The sequence below is a fragment of the Nitrosococcus halophilus Nc 4 genome (assembly GCF_000024725.1).
Taxonomy (GTDB): Bacteria; Pseudomonadota; Gammaproteobacteria; order Nitrosococcales; family Nitrosococcaceae; genus Nitrosococcus; species Nitrosococcus halophilus.
Map to the genome: position 1 here is coordinate 674011 of NC_013960.1, position 21139 is coordinate 695149.

Consider the following 21139-nt stretch of genomic DNA (forward strand, 5'->3'; position numbering starts at 1 on the left):
TGAGTATAGCAATGTCTGAACTGTGTACAGAATATGCCTGAGCGATGAATGTTATGACTACAGTGTTCCGTCCTTATTCTCAGTCTGATGCTTTGCGTTCGGACCGTAGTGCCAGAGACCGGTTGCGGCACCGGCAGAAGGTGCGAAAAGCCATCCGTGATAATGTAGCTGATATTGTGGCTGAGGAGTCCATTATTGGTCAAAGCCGTGATCGTATTGTCAAAGTTCCTATTCGAGGGATTCGGGAATACCGTTTCGTTTACGGACGGAATACGCCGGGAGTAGGCACAGGTGAGGGAGATTCGGAGCCCGGCCAAACAGTTGGCCAAGCGTCTCAGGGGGATGGAGGGCCGGGCCATGCCGGTGACCGTCCAGGCATGGATTATTATGAGACTGAGATCACTCTAGAAGAGTTGATCGAGATCATGTTCGAGGACCTAGAACTGCCGGACATGGAGCGTAAGCGTTTCCGTGAGGTGTTGTCGGAGCGCACCAGCAAGCGAAAAGGCTTCCGCCGTGTGGGCGTTCGGGTCCATATGGATAAACGGCGCACAGCCAGGGCTCGGATTAGACGGCGCCTGGCAAGTAATAAGGCCAGTGAAATTAGCGAGCTAGAACGGCGTTTCCCCTTCCATCGTGATGATATGCGCTATCACCGGCTACGGGAGGATTTACGCCCCCAGTCGAATGCCGTGGTGCTCTGTATCATGGATACCTCCGGTTCTATGGATACCTTAAAAAAGTACCTGGCGCGCAGCTTCTTCTTTTTGCTCTACCAGTTTGTCCGTTCCCGTTACGCCCATGTGGATGTGGTTTTCATTGCCCATCACACTAAGGCCCGAGAAGTGACGGAGGAGGAGTTTTTTTATAAGGGGGAATCCGGTGGCACTTTTATCTCTTCAGGCTACCACAAGGCTTTAGAGGTTATTCAGAATCGTTACCATCCCTCCCTATGGAATATTTACGCTTTTCATTGCTCAGACGGTGACAATTTTGATAGCGATAACGCTGCAACCCTAAAGGCTGCCGAAGAGCTATGCCAGGCATGTAATTTATTTGGCTACGGCGAAATCAAACCTCGGCCCTCGGGCTTCTATGAGGGGACTATGCTAGATTTATTCCGAAACGTCAGGGCTGATAATTTCCAACCTGTGTTAATCCAGCGCAAGGAAGATATTTGGCCTAGTTTTAGGCAGCTATTATCCCGAGAGCGGGAGAGTAGTGAATATGAGTAAATTTTATTCAATAAAGTGCTGGGGTAGACATTATGGCCAGTCATTGGACGATTAAGGATCTAGAATATTGGGATGCCAAGATTCGTGAAAAAGTCGAGGAATTCGGGCTCTCTTGCTTTCCTCAGGAGTTTGAAGTATGTGACCATGCTCAAATGCTGGGTTATATGGCCTATTCGGGTATGCCTGCCCATTATCCCCATTGGTCCTATGGCAAAGCCTACGAGAAGCTCCAGACCCTTTATGAACATGGGGTGAGCGGACTGCCCTATGAAATGGTCATCAACTCAAATCCTGCTTTAGCCTATTTAGTGCGAGAAAATTCTTTATGTTTGCAAATCCTAACTATTGCCCATGTCTATGGCCATAATGATTTTTTCAAAAATAATTTTACTTTTCGAGATACCCAACCCGAACTAACTCTTTCTAACTTCAAACTCCGCGCTGATCGGGTGCGGGAGTATATTGAAGATCCTTCCATTGGTCTTGATAAAGTAGAGGCAGTGCTTGATGCGGCCCATGCTTTATCCCTACAGTGCCGCAGAAACCAAGCAATACGCAAGCTAAGTCCCGAGGAGCAAAAGGAGCAGGTGTTGGCCGCCGCCCATCCTGCGCCTGATCCCTATGGAGAATTGCATAAACGGCCTGAGTACGTAGAGCCCGATTTGAATCATTTTCCCTTGTTTCCCGAAGAGGATATTTTGCTCTTTATTCGGGATAACAATCCCTATCTTGCTAACTGGGAGCGAGATTTGCTCACTATCGTTCATGAGCAGGCACGTTATTTTATCCCTCAGATAGAAACCAAAATCATGAATGAGGGTTGGGCCAGTTATTGGCATCATAAGATTATGAATAGTTTGGGTTTACCCCAGGATCTATACCTTGAATTCTTAGTTCATCACAATCAGGTGGTGCGTCCCCATCCTGGTGATATTAATCCCTATTATTTAGGTTTTAAAATTTGGCATGATATTTACCGTCGCTGCGAGACCCCCTCTCCAGAAGAAAGGGAGCGCTACGGCGAACCCCAAATGGGAGGGCATGAGAAAATTTTTCAGGTTCGCGAAGTCGATCGGGATACTTCTTTCTTGCGCCGTTTCTTGACCGAGGCGTTGATGCGCGAGATGGATATGTTCGAATACCAGCCTAAGGGAGAAGATCTGGTGATTAGCAAGGTCTCTGACGAGGAACATTGGCGTGAAGTCAAAGAAACCTTGCTAAAGAGTGTAGGCATGGGGGGGATCCCTGTCATTCGGATCGAGGATGCCGATTATGGACATAATCGGCAGCTCTATCTTAAACACCAACATGATGGACGTGACCTTCAGGCAGAATACGCCGAGAGGACCCTCGCCCATCTCTATCAGCTTTGGGAGCGGGATGTGTGGCTAGAGACTCAGCTTAATGATAGGAAAGTCCGCTTGGGTTATGGGGAGGATGGCTTTGTGCAAAAAACGCTAGGCCGTTTTCGTTGATCCCAAATTATGGGCTTGTCATGAAGTATGATCGTCACTATACTACGCCACTTTAAATTCCCGCCTGGCCGAGGTGCGGGGAGATAAATAACTTAACTTGAAAAAGGAGATTATAGAATGGGAGCAATCCTAGAATTAACTGATAAGATATTCACCCCCGTCGGATTTGTCGTGACCATAGCGCTTGTCGCTGGGATTTACTATTTTGTTCGCTGGATCATGAAAGACTAGGATCTAATAATTAGGGTGCGCGCAAAAGGGGAGTGGCAAAAGTTATCTTTTGTTACTGGCTACGTTTCCATATAAGCGCGCGCTTTGATTATCTTGGGTTAAGTCTAAGGATTAGTTTCTTAACGAGATAAGAAGTCAGCATCCTACACTTAACCCAATGCTAGGGGGCGCAAAGGAATTGACGGGGACTATATTAACCGTTGGTGTCTTTGCGTCTCCCCACTCGCCACATAGAATTCCCAGTGGGAATTTTTCAAGGTTTTGGTGCCGCCACATCTCTTCGCCCGTTCCTGATCTTCCCTTTCTCCCAACACAATATTTTCATTTTTAAGGTTCGTGCTAGAGACCGTTGTGCAAGCTAAGTAGCATTAAGCTGACGGCATACCTTAATCATTGAAATAATATTCCAATGCTAAACCTAAACAGGAAATCCCTTGTTTGTAGCCAGGGAACTAAGTAGGATTAGTAGGAACTAATATAACTAATTTTTAGCTGAGATGCAGGTTCGGATATGGGGTTCGAACCGCGGCTAAACATCGAGTTGAACCTTTAATCAAGGTTGTGTGTATGCAAATGATAAGTATACGTCAAGCTTTCTTAGCCATGGTGATAGGATTGGGAAGTGTTGCTTTCTTGCTTCCCTCCATGGTGCAATCGGCTCCCTATCAACGACCTCCGGAAGCTGAAAGCTTCAGTCTTGCGGAATTGGACAGCGAGCCGATCTGTCCTGAAGTGGATCCCGTCTGGCGAGAGCGTCAGGTGATTGACGGGATTGCTGTGGAAGCCTCGCCTCTTTGTAGCCCGGATAACCCGGCAGATATCGCAGCGTTCGTAAAAGGTACGAATAATGTCTCCCATGACACCATTATGGAGACCCAACTTTCGATGGATGCTGTGATCAAAGGTAAGGACCGGGATGGGGACGGCGATCCGGATGTCATTCATGTTCGGTTGGAAGTGGCCGAATTGAACGGCTTCTCGCCGGATACCCCAGAGCCCATTCCCGCTTACTCCATTGCGCCGGGTGTCCAGCCTGGATTGTGGGTTTTTGCCCCTAAGACCCGGGGCATGTCCACCCTTAACTTCGAGAGCATGCAAGCCAATTACTACCTGCGGGCGCCATCCCCTGCTATCCGCGTTGAGCAAGGGGATACGATAAAAGTGACTCTCGAAAACACCCACTATTTACCCCACACCATCCATTTTCATGGGATTGATCACCCGTTCCTGGACGAAAAGGGCGAGGGGAACGATGGGGTTCCCCAGACTAGTGAGCTGCCCTTGATGCCGGGGGAGAGTCGCACTTATGAAATGACTCCCCGGCACGCGGGAACCATGCTTTATCATTGCCATGTCCAACCCCACGCCCACATTGGTATGGGATTGATAGGGATGATGGTAGTGGAAGAAAATCGCCCCAATAACTGGGTTCAGACCCTGAATGTGGGGGGGGGACAGGTGCGCTATCCCTCGGTGGCAGTGAAAGAAACCTATGATCGGGAATACGATCTTCTTTATCAAAGTGTCGACCAGTCGCTGGCAGATAAGATTAAGATCGCTAATGACGCGCGCTTAATCGCCCAGGCGATTAACCGGGATTACAATATCACTCAAGAGCCGACTAACTATTTTCTGCTTAACGGCCGTTCTTATCCCTATACCCTCCGGGAATCCCTGGTAGTGGTGGAACCGAATGAACAGGTGAAGCTCCGGATGGCGAATGCGGGTCAAGATCCTATTTATGTCCATAGCCATGGCCATAAGATGACTATCACCGATTATGACGGTGCTCCCCATAACCCGGAAGCCTGGATCACCCGGGATGTCTACTCCCTAGGGCCAGCCCAGCGCATTGATTTAGCGTTGAATACGACTATTGATGGGTTGCATAGCTATGGGGAAGGGATCTGGCTGATGCATGATCATACGGAGAGGGCCGTGACCACCGACGGTATCAATCCTGGCGGAGGCGTGACCAATATCGTTTACGAGTCGTTTCTCAGCGAAAAAGGTTTGCCGCTCGCCAAGGGGGTGGATCTGAAACCCTATTTTAGTAAGCAGTTTTATCAAAGAGAAGTGCCGGTATGGGCGAGCTTTGACCAAGAAAACTTGTTTGGTGATGTCAACAAGGCGCCTGCCCAGTTGCAAATCCAGCCAGTTTTAGTTTCTTTTGGGGTAGGGTTGCTGCTCGGAGGTCTCGTCATTGGGGTTCGCTTGATCAGGACTTTTAGGCGGCGTCCCAAGGAGGTATAAATAGAAATGGTTGGATATCAATGGCTCATTTTTAGTGTGGCGCTCATGCTTTCTCTTGATGCCGCCGCTGTAGAATCGGCTGACAGTCCAGAGCAGGGTAAGCCCTCATCAGAGGAGGCTGCGCCCGAGCATCACCATCACCATGAGCACCCAGAGGACTCGGGTGCTCAGGATAAAGGACAGTCTGCGTCGGAGTCAGAGGAAAAAACCTCAGTTCAGGCTGGAACGGAAATGCAGGCTGAAGGAGAAGCAGAAGCTGCGGCCGCTGAAGGGCCGGAGCATCACCATCACCATGAGCATGCGGCGGAGGCCGAAGATGTAAAAGTCAAGCAGCCTTCTGAGGAAGAGGCCCACATTCATCATGAATTCAAGCATGAACACCACATGATGGATATGGATGCTAAGGGCATGGTCATGAATGAAAATACGGACAATTTGCCCCGTGATTGTCCTCAGCTTGCAGGTGATGTGGAAATTACAGTGCGAGCAGGGACTAAGTATGCCAAAGAGTTCCCGGGAACAGTGTTTGGTTTTGATAAACACGAATGGAACGTCAAGCCCTGCACGCGCATCACAGTCACCTTTATTAATGAGGATAATATTCGCCACCAATGGATGGTCCACATGTTGCCCAAATATATCTATCCTCAGGGAATGTTTCACCTTGAGGTGGCAGGACCAGGCCGTCGAACGGGCACTTTCATCGTGCCGAGTGTGGAGAAGACCTATTTTGTCCACTGCGATATTGCTCAACATACGGAAAAAGGCATGAAGGCCCAACTAAAAGTAGGAAGTGGCGATCAAGATTTCCCCAGCATCCCAGGGATCACGGCGCCAAACTACCCGGATCCCTATGAAACGGAAACTAATTGGAGCACGATGGGTTCCTCGTTGGGTGCGGGTCTGGCGGGCCTTGCTCTAGCGATTGTGGGTCTGGGGCGAGTCAGGCGTAGGGCAGCGGTGAAAGAAACGGAGCAGCTACGACAAGTTTCTAAGCCGGAAGCGAAACCACGTAAGTGGTGGTCATTTGGTAAGTAAATAGACTCCGGGAGTCAGCTCACTCCCGAGAGTAGTTCCTGTTTTTTGCCGGCGTACCTTGCACCAACCCCCCAAATGCTTGGTGACAGGGTACGCCGGCGTATCTTTCTACATCAATAAGGCCAAATTAGATTAAGGCTTACTCCGCAAGCGAGACTCTTGTTCTATTTCATGTTTTACCAGCTTAACGAGATCGGTAAGCCCCTCGGCCAGCAATGCCAAGACATCATCAACCGTTAGAATCCCCTCTAGACTCCCTTTCTCGTTGACCACTGGCATCCGCCGGATACCCTGGTACCTCATCTGTTGCAGGGTGTCCCAGAGGTCTGCTTTCTCAGATATAGTGATCGCAGAGCTCATGACATCTTTCACCGTGACGGCGTCTAGGGCTATCTCCTCGGCCAGAATCTCAATGACGAGATCCCGATCAGTCACAATGCCAACAGGGATATTCTGTTCCCCTTGTTGCTCTACGACGAGTACATCCCCCACATGGTGCCGACGCATCAGTTGCGCAACCTCTAAAATAGAGGTATCGAGTGAGGTTACGATGACTTCTCGATTGCAATATTGTCCGACTGACATGGGCATCTCCTTGCTACGGGATCAACTAATTGGGAGTAGGTTTTCACTATCTTCTCAAAATAAGAATGGCAAAATTCCATCCAGAGCACTATGGTTAAGAGCGACACGGGCTTCTGCCTGTACTTTGGGTTTAGCATGGTACGCCACACTAAGACCTGCAGCTCTTAACATTTCCAGATCATTGGCTCCATCGCCGACAGCCACTGTTTGCCGCGAGTCGATACCTAATTTCTCACACAGCATCCGCAAGAATTTTGCCTTGGCAGCCGCTCCCACGATGCCATCTACTACGGTGCCGGTAAGCCGGCTATTCTTAATTTCTAGTTGATTTGCTAGGGTATAGTCTAAATTGTATTCTTGCTTTAAACGTTCGGTGAAATAAGTAAAACCACCAGACACCAAGGCAATTTTAAGGCCGCGTTGTTTAAGTGCAGCCAGCAAGGTTTCTCCACCTGGATTGACGGCGAGCCGTTTTTCATAGATCTCGGCGAGGACATTGGCGGGGACACCCTTCAATAGCGCTACCCGTTGGATGAGAGAAGTTTCAAAATTGATTTCACCTCGCATAGCGGCGGCAGTGATCTTGCTAACCTGGGCTTCTTTACCAACGAAGGCCGCAATTTCATTGATGCACTCAATATTAATAAAAGTGGAATCCATGTCGGTGACTAGAAGGCGTACCTGCTCAGGGTGGTAATCCTCCGGAAGAAGATTAATATCAACACCATCATAAGTTGACCGTAGCCTCGCTAAGGTTTGAGGGGAAAACGGTTGCCTGCCATAAAGCCGGTAGCATTGCCCTTGGGGGTGAAGTTCAGTTTGGGTGTGTCGAGCAATTTGATTAGCCAGATCCAAGGTTAAGTGTGGCCCTTGAAGAATAAGGGTAGACATGGGTGAGAGTTCTCGCTGAAATTTTTATAGATGCGGCTAAATCATAACATTCCCTGAGGGGGATAAAGACCGACAATAGGGACTTTAGAATTTTTTATGGGAATTAACCTTGCTTCTTGTAGGTAAAATCTAGGGCATATACAATGCCCAACTAGTGGAAGGGTTATTGAGCTTTTCTAAATGTATATCACGAAAATAAGCATAAAAAATTCGTATTTATTATTGCTTGACACACATTTTGGGGATGCTACACTCCCTTACCAAAGGACTTATTGTAATTGCAAAGGACTTTACTCTTCCCTCGAAAAACCAGTTCAAAGGAGGGGAGAGAGGTGAGGGCCAATCACCAGTTATGTTAAGACTGGGATGGCTTACTCGATAGAAATAGTTCAGTCAAATAGGAGGCTATCAATATGGCTGCAACTAGTAGAGCTGTTGCGGGAGTAGCTGAAGAGGAATCCCTCTTTGCCTGGAAAGGTATGTGGGGGGCCGTCGCGGCGTTCTTTATCTTCTACATCTGTGTACGTTGGTATGAAGGCGTTTACGGATGGAAGTATGGGTTGGATTCCTTTACGCCGGAATTCGAAAAATACTGGATGAATTTGCTGTACATTGAGCTCGTCGTTGAAGCGTTAGCGACTGCGGGCTTGGTGGCTTATCTGATCAAGACTCGGGATCGCAACATAGATGCTGTTCAACCCCGTGAGGAACTGCGCCGTTACTGCACCCTGTATATGTGGTGGGTTGTTTATGGTGTCGGCCTGTTCTGGGGCGCAAGCTTCTTTACCGAGCAGGATGGTACCTGGCATCAGACCGTGGTCCGGGATACGGACTTCACCCCTAGCCACATCATCGAGTTCTACATGAGCTACCCGATCTACGTTATGGTAGGCTTGGGTTCCTTCGTGTATGCCAAGACTCGTATTCCTTACTTTGCTAAGGGCTGGTCTGTGCCTTACCTGATGTTGGTGTTTGGACCCTTCATGATCTTCCCGAATGTGGGCCTGAATGAGTGGGGTCACACCTTCTGGTTCATGGAGGAGTTGTTTGTCGCACCGTTGCATTGGGGCTTTGTGTTCTTTGCTTGGTTCATCCTGGCGATGTTCGGAGTATTCTTGCAGGTCCAAGGCCGCATGCGCGAGCTGATTGGCCAGCAACTCCAGCAGAGCGCGGACTACTCCCGTAGCTGATAGCTTGTGTTGATGAGCTTTCAGTTAAAGGGTTGATTTGAGGCGGCCGCAATCCAAAGATCAATTGAGGGTTCGCGGCCGCCTTTTTATATCACCTTCTATATTCAACCCCTAGGCAGGAGGGAGTTCTGCCGAGAGCTAGAGGGGTAATGGAATTTTAATAATAACGACTTAAGGATATGTCTGCTTGTTGAGGATGGGAAAAGTGGAACCCCGAAAAAAGAAACCTTAACGAGTGGCGAAAGAATAGGCAGCAAGGAAAGCAGGCCTTAGGAATTCACGGATCTACGGACCGGTGAATGAATAATCATAATAGGATATCAAATAAAAACCCTATTTTAGGAGGGCAGATATGAGTGCACTTGCGTCTGCGGTTCGTACACCGGAGGAAGCTGCAAAGATCTCTAGAACGCTGGACCTTATCGCGTTGGGAGCGTTCTTCCTGATCTTTCTGGCTTCGTACCATGTTCACTGTATGCTTCTATTTGGCGACTGGGATTTCTGGGTCGATTGGAAAGACCGTCGCATGTGGGTCACGGTGGCTCCCATCGTGGCGATTGCTTACCCTGCCGCCATGCAGGCATTTTTCTGGGAAAAATTCCGTCTTCCCTTTGGCGCTACCATCGTGACGCTCGGGGTGCTAGCCGGTGAGTGGGCTAACCGTTACTATAACTTCTACGGTTTCACCTACTTCCCAATTAACTTCGTTTGGCCGGCCATTCTGGTACCCATGGCTTTATTCTTGGATGCCGTTCTCGTGCTGACCAAGAGCTATGGCTTGACCGCCATCGTGGGTGGGCTGTTCTACGGCTTGTTGCTTTATCCTGCAAACTGGCCGCTGTTAGCCCAGTTCCATGTTCCCGTGGAATACAATGGTTTGGTCATGTCCATTGCTGACATCATGGGGTATCACTATGTTCGGACGGGTACTCCTGAATATATCCGGATGGTCGAGAAAGGTACCCTGAGAACATTTGGTAAAGATGTCGTTCCGGTATCGGCGTTCTTCTCGGGCTTTGTTTGCATGGTCATGTACTTTACGTGGCACTTCGTCGGCCGCTGGTTCTCCAGAGACTACAACATCGATCAAGTGTAAGTTTTGGAAGATAATAATTCTAAAATCCTAAACAGAGAGACGGAGAACATGAAAGGTAATATAATGAATCGAGCCAGAAAATGGCTAGCCATCGGCTTTGCCACCGTGGTGGCATCGAGCGTCTTCTACGTCCCTACGGTAGCTGCCCACGGTGAGAAGTCACAGGCCGCCTTCCTACGGATGCGGACAATCCATTGGTATGACCTCAGATGGTCCAAGGACCAGATTGCGGTCAACGAAACCTACACCATGAGCGGCAAATTCCGTGTTTTCTCGGATTGGCCGGAAGCGGTGCGTCATCCGCACGTGTCCTTTTTGAATGTCGGTCAACCTGGACCGGTGTCCACTCGGATGTCTTCTTACATCAATGACGTGTTCGTGCCCCGTTCAGTGGGTATCGAGCTCGGCGGCGATTATAGCTTTTCGGTGGAACTCAAAGGCCGTCGTCCGGGAACTTGGCACGTCCATACGATGATGAACATCGAAGGGGGCGGTCCACTTATCGGTCCCGGCAAATATATAACCATTACGGGTAATATTGAGGACTTTGAAAACCCCATCACAGACCTGACGGGTAACACCGTTGACATCGAAAGGCTGGGTCTAGGCACCATCGTCGGTTGGCACGTGTTCTGGTATGTTTTGGGTATCGCCTGGATGTGGTGGTGGGCTCGCCGTCCCATGTTTTTACCTCGCTACATGAGAGTAGAAGCAGGGGAGGCCAATGATCTCGTCACCGATACAGACAAGAAGGTGACCCTGGGTGTGATGGTCGGTGTCCTCGTCATCGTTCTGTATGGCTATGAAAGCGCCGAAGGTAAGCATCCCGTGACTGTTCCGTTACAGGCTGGTCTGCTAGGTGACATTGATCCGTTGCCGGTGAATTATGATGCGATGGTCTCGGTCGATGTGCTCAAGGCTAACTACCGGGTGCCAGGCCGGACTATCACAATGAAGCTTGAGGTCACTAACCACACCGATGAAGTTATTTCCATTGGTGAGTTTGCGACCGGTGGTATTCGTTTCTTGAACCCTGATGTCATTGTCGATGACACGGATTATCCGGATAATCTATTGGCACCAGAAGGGCTAGAAGTGAGCCAGCAGGATATTGCTCCGGGTGAAACGGTGGTGGTCGAAGTCGCCGGTACCGATGCGGCCTGGGAAGTCGAGCGTATGGCTGACGTTATCTACGATCCGGATAGCCGGTTTGGCGGATTGTTGTTCTTTGTCGACCCCGAAGGCAACAGAATGCCGATACCTGTTGGCGGACCGTTAGTCCCAATCTTTGTCTAAGAACGGCCTCTCCTGGCGCGTGTAGTCAAACATGCGTATAATGAGTTAAGCTGTTCGCAATTGATAAACCGACCCTTCACTCCATACATTGGGGCGAAGGGTCGGCCTATTCTTATCTATCTGTAGCTCAGACTCTAAAGCTCTGAAGTTGCATTTCATGCCAATCCCTCAAAGCTAAAAAGGGTATTAGCTAATGAAGAGAGTACTATTTAGCTGCTTTGCATTATTTGGATTGTTACTCGTCAATACCTCCGCCATGGCCCATGGGGGGGGAGGAATCGAAGCGGATAAGTGTGTTGTTAATATCGGTAATTATCGGATGCACTTTACCGCTTATCAGCCGGAAACCATTGGCGGGGAAGAGTTGTGCTGGGATTTACCGACCGCCGGAAATTCCATTTTAGTTTTTGATTTGGTGGAAAGGGTGCTGCGTGATCGGCCTGTGGAAATTCGGGTTGTGGAAGAGCAGGAAACCGCCTCGGGTCCGTCAAATTATAAAACTATAGTGGAGCGGCCTGTTCAAATGTACCCCAAAGGGACTATTGAACTTGAGGCTGCTTTTGCTAAGCCGGGAGAATACACCGCAGTTGTCACCCTTGGCGGTGATCAGCCGCTGGTGTTCAAAGCGCCACTTCGAGTTGCTCTTCAAGGAGAGCAGACCACCCAGTGGATTGCCTCGATCGCTTTTGCCGCTGTTATTATAGGGGCCATGGTTTGGTTTAACCGCCGCGGTAAAAAGGAAGCGAACGCGTAGCAGCCCAGCATTTTTTTAATAATATTTACAATAGCCAGTGTTGGGGCATCGGGGAGAATTCATAAATTCATAGGGGAATTCCCCGGCATTCAATTACTTATATAATTGAATGCCGGGGGAAAACGGGATGCGCTGCTATCTTGTAAGGCAATACCAAACTAAAAGAGTTGAGCGGGCAGTTGATAGCTAATGCTCGCTATGTTGTGATGATAGAATTGATCTAATAAAGAAAAATTGCGCTAGCAACCTTTTGGCTCAATAGGCTATCTAATACTAATCAATAGAATAAGGAGCTTAGATGAAACGGTTTCCCTTGATGTTGTTTATGGCGTTCCTCGCCTTAGTATTGGCGGCTTGTCAATCGGGTGGTCCAGGTGCAGAGGATTTTGGCCTTGCAGGAACCTGGGAGGCGGAGCTTGGGACCGAGAAGCAGAACAGTGGAACCCTGAAAACTAAAGGACAAGTCACTTTTTCTGGCAATACGTATAAATATTCTTGGCATAAAAAACTAATCGCTGAAGATGGTTCTGTGGTCTATGATTGGTCGGAGACTTCAAGAGAAACCGGAAGCGTCTCTGTATCGCCTGAGTACATGGAGTGGACGGCAAATTCCTACGGTACAGCGGAATATAACGAAGGGACACAGAGCTGGAGCGCCGTCGATATGAAGTCGACTACCAATGACTATGCCATCTATTATACCCTTGAAGGTGATAAACTCACCTTGAAAGAGGACTATAACCTGGATGGCGATTTTGATGATGTGATAGGCATGCCTGAAACGGTTGTCTATACTAAAAAGGAATAAATCCTGTAGGACTTAGGCATACCTGCCTGAGTGGGCGGGTATGCCTGGCTTTAAGCTAGGGCTTATTCTTTTCTTTGAGGTATTTTCTATGAGCGGCAAACAAACCCATCTAGAGCAGCATCGTCCAGGGACGATTTTCATATCTTTTTTTCTTGCCATTGCCTCCGGTACCGCTTTAGTGAGCTACCTTTCCACGGTTACTGGAGTTAGAAATCTCCCCATTGAGCAGCAAACTATGCTTGAGACTCTGACATGGTCAGAGATCGGGGTGACTTTGTTTATTAATATCGCAGTTTTGGCTGCAGCCTTCTTCCTCTACTTGCACCGCCGGCTAGCGCTTTATTTTTTTCTTGGTGCTATTGGGGCCAGTCTGGGGAAATTTGGATTAGCGGCCTTCAATAAAGGATCCTTAACTGCAATTTTCTCATCAGAATTAGGCGGGGGAGCATTGATCCTGGGTGTTTTGGTGGGTGCCTGCGCCTACACTTGGCGGCTGGGTCGCTCAGGGTTTCTGGATTAGGGAAATTACCCCATGAGCGCCCAGAGAAAGGAGTAAAATGACCATTTGATCTGAATCCCCTGTAGTTTTAGGAGGATAATCTCTCTGAGTGTCGGAATAGTTCTGCAAGCTTTTCGCCGGGCTCTTCTGCTTTCATAAAGGTTTCGCCAACAAGGAAGCCATAGACCCCGGCTTCTTTCATCCTCATTACATCCGCGGTGCTATGAATACCGCTTTCAGTAACTACTAGGCGATCGGGTGGTATCTGGGGAAGTAGGTCAAGGGTAGTCTCTAACTTTGTCTCAAAGTTCTTTAAATTTCGGTTATTAATACCGATAAGTGGCGTATTTAGGGCTAAAGCCCGCTCAAGCTCTTCGGCACTGTGTACTTCTACAAGGGTGTCCATATCCAGGTGTTCAGCGAGTTGCGTGAGTTCTAGCATCAGGGCGTCGCCTAGGGCTGCTGCAATCAGTAGAATACAGTCGGCACCCATCACCCGAGCCTCATAGACCTGGTAGGGATCAATAATAAAATCCTTTCTTAACACGGGTAATCCACAAGCACTTCGAGCCAGGCGGAGATTTGCTTCGCTACCCTGAAAAAAATTGCGATCTGTGAGTACTGACAGGCAAGTCGCCCCCCCTTGTTCGTAGCTACGGGCAATTGCTGCCGGATCAAAGACCTCCCGAAGGAGCCCTTTGCTGGGAGAGGCCTTTTTGATTTCAGCAATAACGGCAAACTGTTGGGCCCTTATCTTTTGGGTGATGGCATTAACAAAGCTGCGTACTGGAGGCGCTGCCTCCACTTGTCGGCTGAGCTCCCGGATTGAAAGTTGTTGCGCCCGTTCGGTAATCTCCTCGGCTTTCCGTTGTAAGATTTTTCGCAAGATATCGGGGGCCTCATTCATTTTTCAAGTATCTCCCTCTTTTCGAGCTCGTCTTTATTATTTGTTAAAAGCCTGGGTAAATGCGATTAGGGTGGTCAATTTCTCTTGGGCTTTGCCTTCGGAAAGAACCTGTAATGCTCTGTTTACCCCCTCTTCCAGGGTGGGGGTGAGATCCGCTGCATAGATGGCGGCCCCCGCATTCAAAGCTACAATATCACGGGCTGGGCCGGGTTGATTGGCTAAAACCGAGCGTAAAACATCAAGGCTTTCTTGAGCGCTGTTAACTACTAGACGATCGATGGCAACCCGTTCAAAACCAAACTGCTCGGGGGTGACTCTATAGCTGGTGACGGTCCCTTGCTTCAATTCAGCGATCCGGGTGGCGGCTCCAATACTGATTTCGTCCAAGCCATCTTCAGCGTGTACGATGAGCACATGCTGGCTGCCTAAACGATGTAAGACCCAGGCTAGAGGCTCAAGCCATTCCCCGCTAAAGACCCCCACTACTTGATTGGGGAGATCGGCAGGGTTAGTGAGGGGACCCAAAAGGTTAAAAAGGGTGCGGATCCCCATTTCTCGCCGTGGGGCTATGGTGTATTTCATGGCGCCGTGGTGGCGAGGGGCGAACAGGAAGCCAACGCCTAGTTCTTCAATGCAGTGGGTGACCTGTGTTGGCGTAAGCTCCAGTTTTATTCCAGCAGCTTCGAGGATATCTGCACTGCCGCATTGGCTGGAGACGGAACGGTTACCATGCTTGGCTACTTTCCCCCCTGCTGCGGCAACTACAAAAGCGCTGGCGGTTGAAATATTAAAAGTATTGGCGCCGTCTCCTCCTGTACCGCAGGTATCCACAAGGTGGGCTCCTGTTACTGTCACCTTAGTGGCCAGTTTGCGCATCACTTTGGCGGCGGCGGCAATTTCTTCCACCGTTTCTCCTTTCATCCGAAGCCCAATGAGTAGGCCGCCAATCTGGGCTGGGGTTGCCTGACCCGTCATGATCAGGTTCATGACCGATGTCATCTCTTCACTGGTGAGATTGCGCCCTGTGGTGATAGTACGAAGGGCTGTCTGAATATCCATAGGGTATTTCTTTTAAACTCTGAGAGTGGAGAGCCGTTTTTTAGACTCTTTGGGAAATTCAGGTATGTTTGAGAAAGTTGAGAAGCAAATCATGTCCCTGTTGGGTAAGAATTGATTCGGGATGGAATTGCACCCCTTGGATGGCAAGCTCCCGATGATGAATTCCCATGATTTCGTCTAGTTCTCCCGTGTCGGTTTCGGTCCAGGCAGTGATTTCCAAGCAGGGAGGGAGGCTGGCTTGGTCGATGACTAGGGAATGATAGCGGGTAGCCTCAAAGGGATTATCCAGACCCTGAAACACCCCTTTATGGCTGTGATGCACCATCGAGGTTTTACCATGCATAATGGTTTTGGCATGCACTATCTGGCCGCCAAAGGCTTGGCCGATACACTGATGACCAAGGCATACCCCTAATATAGGGATCTTACCAGCAAAGTGGCGGATAATTTCAAGGGAAATACCCGCTTCGTTAGGGGTGCAAGGGCCCGGAGAGATCACGAGACGTTTTGGATGCAATCGCTTTATGTCCGCGATATTGATTTTATCATTGCGAAAAACGCAGATTTCTTCACCCAATTCGCCTAAATATTGGACTAAATTGTAGGTAAATGAATCATAATTGTCGAGCATGAATAGCATACTCATCTCCTAGCGGAAAGAACCATTGAGACCGGCTTCAGCCAAAGCCACCGCCCGAAAGATGGCTCGGCCTTTGTTCATGGTTTCATTCCACTCACTCTGGGGCACCGAGTCATAGACAATTCCCGCGCCTGCTTGAATATGGAGGGTTTGATCTTTAATCACCGCGGTGCGAATGGCGATGGCGGTATCCATATTGCCCGACCAAGCTAAGTACCCCACTGCACCTGCATAGATCCCACGCTTAGTAGGTTCTAATTCGTCGATGATCTCCATGGCCCGAACTTTGGGAGCGCCAGAGACCGTACCGGCGGGAAAGGTCGCCCGTAAAACATCCATGGCCGAGAGCCCCGGTTTGAGCTGTCCCGTCACATTGGAGACGATGTGCATCACATGGGAGTAGCGTTCGATGAGCATTTTTTCGGTCACGTTAACACTGCCGATTGTGGCTACCCGGCCGACGTCATTTCGGCCTAGATCAATGAGCATCCAGTGTTCTGCAAGCTCCTTGGGATCTGCCAATAACTCTTTCTCCAGTGCGCGATCTTCTTCTTCCGTTGCGCCCCGGTGCCGGGTTCCGGCGATGGGACGTACCGTCACCACACCCTCCTCTAGGCGCACCAGGATCTCCGGGGAGGATCCCACTACATGGAAATCATTGAGATCCAAATAAAACATGTAGGGGGATGGATTAAGGCAACGGAGTGCCCGATAGAGGTTGAGGGGGGAGGCGGTAAAGGGCACTGAGAGCCGCTGCGATAACACCACTTGCATCACATCACCGTCGGTAATGTATTGGCGCGCCTTGCTGACTGCTGCCTTAAAGCCTTCCTCGGTAAACCCAGAGATAAAATCATCTTCTATCACCACCCGGGGAGGCTCAATGGTGTGAGGGGTGGGTATGCCTGCCCGAAGACGCTCCTCGAGGGCGTCTAGGCGGCGTTGTCCTTCTTCATAACCTTCCGGGCCGACATGAATAATGAGGTAGAGTTTACCGCTGAGATTGTCAAAGATAACAATTTCTTCGGAGACAAGTAACAGGATATCCGGTGTTCCCAAGAAATCGGATTTATTCCCATGGGCAAGCTTGGGTTCAATATAGCGGATAGTATCGTAGCCAAAGTACCCCACCAATCCACCCGTAAAACGGGGCAAAGTATCCATTGCCGGAACTTTAAAACGCTGTTTAAAGGTTTCTACCCAAGCTAGAGGATCATCCGTATGGTGCGTTTCTTCAACCCGGTGGTTGGTTTCCACCACCACCTCCTGATTTCGCACCTTGACCACAGTGCGGCAAGGTAGGCCGATAAACGAATATCGGCCCCATTTTTCGCCGCCATGGACCGATTCAAATAAATAGGAATAAGGGCCATTGGCTAGCTTAAGGTAAGTGCTGAGAGGCGTGTCCAAGTCGGCCAAAACCTCTCGCACAAGCGGAATATGATTATAGCCTTGGGCGGTAAGCTGTTTAAATTGTTCAAGTTCCATGGTCTACTTCCAGAGTTAAAGAGATGGCTAGGCGGGTTTAGTGGGAGTTAACGCCACCATCGTCTTGTTTTCCGCCATAAATCACTGGTCTGGAAGTGAGTCATAAAGTGTTCTCTAGGCCGCCTCGCTTAATAGGCCTTTAATTTCAATTAAGGAATCGATGACACCATCCGGATGGCTGTCAGCGATGTCTATGCCATGATTATAACCATAGCTTAGGCAGATGATCTGGAAACCGGCTGCCCTCGCTGCTTTCACATCGCTAATAGAGTCCCCAACCATGAGCGCCTTCTCGGGGGCGATGCCGAAAAAACTAGCGGCATGGAGTAGCGGTGCAGGATGGGGTTTTTTCTCCGGCAAGGTGTCGCCACTTATAATTATCTCAAAATAGTCAATTATTCCTAGATCCCTAAGCAGAGGATAGGTGAATTGGGCTGCCTTATTGGTGACGCTGCCTAGGCGATACCCTCGGGACTTGAGCCAGGCTAGCCCCTCGTTTACCCCCGGATATAAGCGGCTGCGTTTGCTGGTGTTTTCCTTGTAGAGGGCTAAAAAAATAGGTTCGGCCTTTTGGTATAAAGCCTCTTCCGGCTCCCCCTCCAAGCTATCAAGCAGGGCCCGTTTAATCAGCCGTTCTACGCCGTTCCCTACCCACTGCCGAACTTTGGTTTCACCCCGCGCTGGCAGGCCTAGCTGCTCCATCATGGCATCGGTGCAGAAGGCAAGATCAGGCACACTGTCTACCAAAGTACCATCCACATCCATGAGCACCATCTTTGGTTTTCTGAGCATTCTGTATATCTATCGTTTTGCTTTATTGATTGGACGTAAGGCTTAATTATACTGCGCCATATTGATGGCGCAGCCCTTTTTACCGTGCCTTGGCGAGTTCGGCGCGCATTTCGCCAATGGTGGCTTTGTAATTTTCGCTTTGGAAGATGGCAGAACCCGCCACAAAAGTATCTGCCCCCGCTGCTGCGATTTGTCGAATATTGTCGACCTTAACGCCGCCATCGATTTCAAGCCGAATCGGATGGCTGCTAGCGTCAATTATCCGACGAACTTCCTGTAACTTATCGAGTGCCGAGGGAATGAATTTCTGGCCGCCGAAACCGGGATTAACCGACATGATAAGCACCATGTCCACTTTGTCCAGGACATATTGAAGATAATCGAGGGAGGTGGCTGGATTGAATACTAAGCCAGCTTTACAGCCTTCGTCGTGGATAAGCTGTAGGGTCCGGTCGATATGTTCGGAGGCTTCCGGATGAAAAGTGATATAATTGGCGCCCGCCTTGGCAAAATCAGGCACGATTCGATCAACGGGTTTCACCATCAGGTGAACGTCGATATCGGCGGTGATGCCATGTTTGCGCAGTGCTTCGCAGATGAGAGGGCCGATTGTCAGGTTGGGAACATAATGGTTATCCATCACATCGAAGTGCACCATGTCAGCACCCGCGTCCAATACGGCAGTAACTTCTTCCCCCAGACGAGCAAAATCCGCCGATAGGATAGAAGGGGCAATTTTATAATCGGCCATGATCATTACCTCTTAAACTTTTAGCTATTCCGATCAAAATGGTTTTCAGTTGGGTAAAGCTGTGCACTTTACCCCATTATTAGTTATTTTTCAGCTTGCTTTTTGATATGGGGAGCCTCCTAGTCAATACTTTACTAAATTACTTGGTTTTGAACTTAATTGGGACTATAATAGTCCTAAATTGGAACGGAGGCTCCCATGCTCCGCATGAGTAAAATGACCGATTACGGTATCGTGCTAATGACTCGTTTGGCGGCGGATCCTAAGGGTCAACATGCCGCAGCCGATTTATCCGCCCAGGTGGAAATGCCCTTACCGACGGTTAGTAAAATCCTTAAACAATTGGCCCGAGCCCAGTTGTTGGTATCGTCGCGGGGGGCCCAGGGTGGTTATAGTTTAGCAAGACCGCCAGAGACAATTTCAGTAGCAGAAATTATTACCACCCTAGAGGGACCTATCGGTTTAACTGAGTGCATTAGTACCCCAGGGGAATGTGGGCAAGAGTCCCATTGTTCCACCCGTGTCCACTGGGAGCGGATTAATCAAGCGGTTTATGGGGCCTTGAATGAAATTAAATTGTCCGACATGGTTCAGCCGATGGGGGTGCATCCCATCCAGTTTCACCAACTGACGAGGCGTTCGGTGCGTACAGATAATACGACGAGAGATAACCGCGGGAGCAGGCTATGAGTAAATCACCCCTTAAGGTTGAAAATCTTGTTCATCAGGAATATCGGGCTGGCTTTATCACCGATATCGAAGCGGACGCTATTCCCCCCGGCCTCAATGAGGATGTTATCCGCCTCATCTCTAGCAAGAAAAATGAGCCGGAATTCATGCTGGAGTGGCGCCTTAAGGCCTATCGCCATTGGCTAGAGATGAAAGAGCCGAAATGGGCTCATGTACACTATCCACCCGTGGATTATCAATCCATTGTTTATTATTCCGCGCCCAAATCAAAGAAAGATGGCCCTAAGAGCTTAGATGAAGTTGATCCAAAGCTATTGGAAACCTATGAGAAACTAGGCGTTCCCCTCCATGAGCGGGCCCGGCTCGCGGGGGTAGCTGTGGATGCGGTATTCGATAGCGTCTCCGTAGCGACCACCTTCAAGGAAAAGCTGGCTGAAGCAGGAGTCATTTTTTGTTCTTTCTCCGAAGCGGTGCAGAAATATCCTGAGTTGGTGGAGAAATATCTCGGTACAGTGGTGCCCTACCGGGATAACTTTTATGCCGCTTTAAATTCAGCCGTCTTTAGCGATGGTTCCTTTGTCTATGTGCCCAAGGGTGTTCGTTGCCCCTTAGAATTGTCCACCTACTTCCGTATCAATGCCGCCCAAACCGGCCAGTTTGAGCGCACGCTGATCGTTGCCGACGAAGGGGCCCATGTCAGTTATTTAGAAGGCTGTACTGCGCCGATGCGGGATGAGAACCAACTCCATGCTGCGGTGGTGGAGCTCGTTGCCTTGGACAATGCCGAGATCAAGTACTCCACAGTGCAAAATTGGTATCCCGGCGATGAGGAGGGCCGTGGCGGAATCTATAATTTCGTGACTAAACGAGGTGCTTGTCGGGGGGCCAACTCCAAGATCTCCTGGACCCAGGTGGAGACCGGTTCGGCCATTACCTGGAAGTATCCTAGCGTTATCTTGCAAGGGGATCACTCAGTGGGTGAATTCTACTCAGTGGCACTCACTAACAATTTCCAGCAAGCGGATACGGGGACCAAGATGATCCATATGGGGCGCAATACCCGCAGCACCATCATTTCTAAAGGGATTTCTGCTGGGCGAGGACAAAATGCCTACCGGGGGTTGGTGCGGATGATGCCCACTGCCGTTGGCGCCCGGAACTATACCCAGTGTGATTCCCTGCTCCTAGGGGATCGATGCGGCGCCCATACCTTTCCCTACATTGAGGTTAAACACCCTTCGGCACAGGTGGAACATGAGGCATCGACCTCCAAGATCAGCGAAGATCAACTGTTCTATTGTAAACAGCGGGGAATCTCCGCGGAAGATGCTGTCTCTATGATCGTCAATGGTTTTTGTAAGGAAGTCTTTAAGGAATTGCCCATGGAGTTCGCAGTAGAAGCCCAAAACCTACTGGGCGTGAGCTTGGAAGGGGCGGTCGGCTAACCCTTACCCGTAATTT

20 protein-coding genes are annotated in these 21139 nt (G+C 49.5%); 12 read left to right on the plus strand and 8 right to left on the minus strand.

Features of this window, described 5'->3' with window-relative positions:
• Positions 1-53: 53 nt before the first annotated feature.
• The 4 genes from NHAL_RS03270 to NHAL_RS03285 all read left to right on the plus strand — a co-directional run bounded on the left by NHAL_RS03270 (position 54) and on the right by NHAL_RS03285 (position 6232).
• Complete coding sequence (locus NHAL_RS03270; RefSeq protein ID WP_013031742.1) at positions 54-1235, plus strand: YeaH/YhbH family protein; 1182 nt, start codon at positions 54-56, stop codon at positions 1233-1235.
• Between the two features lie 32 nt (positions 1236-1267).
• Complete coding sequence (locus tag NHAL_RS03275) at positions 1268-2710, plus strand: SpoVR family protein (protein WP_013031743.1); 1443 nt, start codon at positions 1268-1270, stop codon at positions 2708-2710.
• A gap of 804 nt (positions 2711-3514) precedes the next feature.
• Positions 3515-5194: a multicopper oxidase domain-containing protein gene (locus NHAL_RS03280; protein ID WP_238985424.1), complete on the plus strand. Its 1680-nt coding sequence runs from the start codon at positions 3515-3517 to the stop codon at positions 5192-5194.
• A gap of 6 nt (positions 5195-5200) precedes the next feature.
• Entirely contained in the window at positions 5201-6232 is a 1032-nt protein-coding gene (locus tag NHAL_RS03285; RefSeq protein ID WP_013031746.1) for a cupredoxin domain-containing protein, read from the plus strand.
• A 132-nt stretch (positions 6233-6364) separates the two neighbouring features.
• Here NHAL_RS03285 and NHAL_RS03290 read toward each other — a convergent pair whose 3' ends face one another.
• Both NHAL_RS03290 and serB read right to left on the minus strand, forming a co-directional pair.
• A complete protein-coding gene (locus NHAL_RS03290; protein WP_013031747.1) occupies positions 6365-6817 on the minus strand; it encodes a CBS domain-containing protein in 453 nt (150 codons plus the stop codon).
• Between the two features lie 54 nt (positions 6818-6871).
• Positions 6872-7708, minus strand: a complete 837-nt coding sequence (gene serB, locus NHAL_RS03295) for a phosphoserine phosphatase SerB (protein ID WP_013031748.1) — start codon at positions 7706-7708, stop codon at positions 6872-6874.
• A gap of 413 nt (positions 7709-8121) precedes the next feature.
• Between serB and NHAL_RS03300 the strand changes: the two genes are divergently transcribed.
• The 6 genes from NHAL_RS03300 to NHAL_RS03325 all read left to right on the plus strand — a co-directional run bounded on the left by NHAL_RS03300 (position 8122) and on the right by NHAL_RS03325 (position 13372).
• Complete coding sequence (locus NHAL_RS03300) at positions 8122-8898, plus strand: methane monooxygenase/ammonia monooxygenase subunit C (protein ID WP_013031749.1); 777 nt, start codon at positions 8122-8124, stop codon at positions 8896-8898.
• A gap of 352 nt (positions 8899-9250) precedes the next feature.
• Positions 9251-9994: a methane monooxygenase/ammonia monooxygenase subunit A gene (locus NHAL_RS03305; RefSeq protein ID WP_013031750.1), complete on the plus strand. Its 744-nt coding sequence runs from the start codon at positions 9251-9253 to the stop codon at positions 9992-9994.
• A gap of 63 nt (positions 9995-10057) precedes the next feature.
• A complete protein-coding gene (locus NHAL_RS03310) occupies positions 10058-11290 on the plus strand; it encodes a methane monooxygenase/ammonia monooxygenase subunit B (protein ID WP_238985425.1) in 1233 nt (410 codons plus the stop codon).
• Between the two features lie 193 nt (positions 11291-11483).
• The gene (locus tag NHAL_RS03315) at positions 11484-12044 is read left to right on the plus strand and encodes a hypothetical protein (protein ID WP_013031752.1); all 561 of its coding nucleotides are present in this window, start codon (positions 11484-11486) and stop codon (positions 12042-12044) included.
• Between the two features lie 298 nt (positions 12045-12342).
• The gene (locus NHAL_RS03320) at positions 12343-12852 is read left to right on the plus strand and encodes a hypothetical protein (RefSeq protein ID WP_013031753.1); all 510 of its coding nucleotides are present in this window, start codon (positions 12343-12345) and stop codon (positions 12850-12852) included.
• An 88-nt stretch (positions 12853-12940) separates the two neighbouring features.
• On the plus strand, positions 12941-13372 hold the full coding sequence (locus NHAL_RS03325; RefSeq protein ID WP_041355376.1) for a hypothetical protein: 432 nt from the start codon (positions 12941-12943) through the stop codon (positions 13370-13372).
• A 67-nt stretch (positions 13373-13439) separates the two neighbouring features.
• Here the strand turns inward: NHAL_RS03325 and trpC are convergent, their stop codons facing one another.
• The 6 genes from trpC to rpe all read right to left on the minus strand — a co-directional run bounded on the left by trpC (position 13440) and on the right by rpe (position 18988).
• Complete coding sequence (gene trpC, locus NHAL_RS03330; protein ID WP_013031755.1) at positions 13440-14258, minus strand: indole-3-glycerol phosphate synthase TrpC; 819 nt, start codon at positions 14256-14258, stop codon at positions 13440-13442.
• Positions 14259-14294: 36 nt separating this feature from the next.
• Positions 14295-15317, minus strand: coding sequence for an anthranilate phosphoribosyltransferase (gene trpD, locus NHAL_RS03335; protein WP_013031756.1), 1023 nt, complete (start codon positions 15315-15317; stop codon positions 14295-14297).
• A gap of 58 nt (positions 15318-15375) precedes the next feature.
• The gene (locus NHAL_RS03340) at positions 15376-15957 is read right to left on the minus strand and encodes an anthranilate synthase component II (protein WP_013031757.1); all 582 of its coding nucleotides are present in this window, start codon (positions 15955-15957) and stop codon (positions 15376-15378) included.
• A gap of 9 nt (positions 15958-15966) precedes the next feature.
• Positions 15967-17445: an anthranilate synthase component I gene (gene trpE, locus NHAL_RS03345; protein ID WP_013031758.1), complete on the minus strand. Its 1479-nt coding sequence runs from the start codon at positions 17443-17445 to the stop codon at positions 15967-15969.
• Positions 17446-17559: 114 nt separating this feature from the next.
• On the minus strand, positions 17560-18237 hold the full coding sequence (locus tag NHAL_RS03350; protein WP_013031759.1) for a phosphoglycolate phosphatase: 678 nt from the start codon (positions 18235-18237) through the stop codon (positions 17560-17562).
• A gap of 79 nt (positions 18238-18316) precedes the next feature.
• Complete coding sequence (gene rpe, locus NHAL_RS03355; protein WP_013031760.1) at positions 18317-18988, minus strand: ribulose-phosphate 3-epimerase; 672 nt, start codon at positions 18986-18988, stop codon at positions 18317-18319.
• Between the two features lie 198 nt (positions 18989-19186).
• On the opposite strand from rpe, the gene NHAL_RS03360 reads away from it, so the two are divergent.
• Together NHAL_RS03360 and sufB are read left to right on the plus strand one after the other, a co-directional pair.
• A complete protein-coding gene (locus NHAL_RS03360) occupies positions 19187-19678 on the plus strand; it encodes an SUF system Fe-S cluster assembly regulator (protein WP_013031761.1) in 492 nt (163 codons plus the stop codon).
• The gene (gene sufB / locus NHAL_RS03365) at positions 19675-21123 is read left to right on the plus strand and encodes a Fe-S cluster assembly protein SufB (RefSeq protein ID WP_013031762.1); all 1449 of its coding nucleotides are present in this window, start codon (positions 19675-19677) and stop codon (positions 21121-21123) included. The genes NHAL_RS03360 and sufB overlap by 4 nt, the downstream gene beginning before the upstream one ends.
• The last annotated feature ends 16 nt before the right edge of the window (positions 21124-21139 follow it).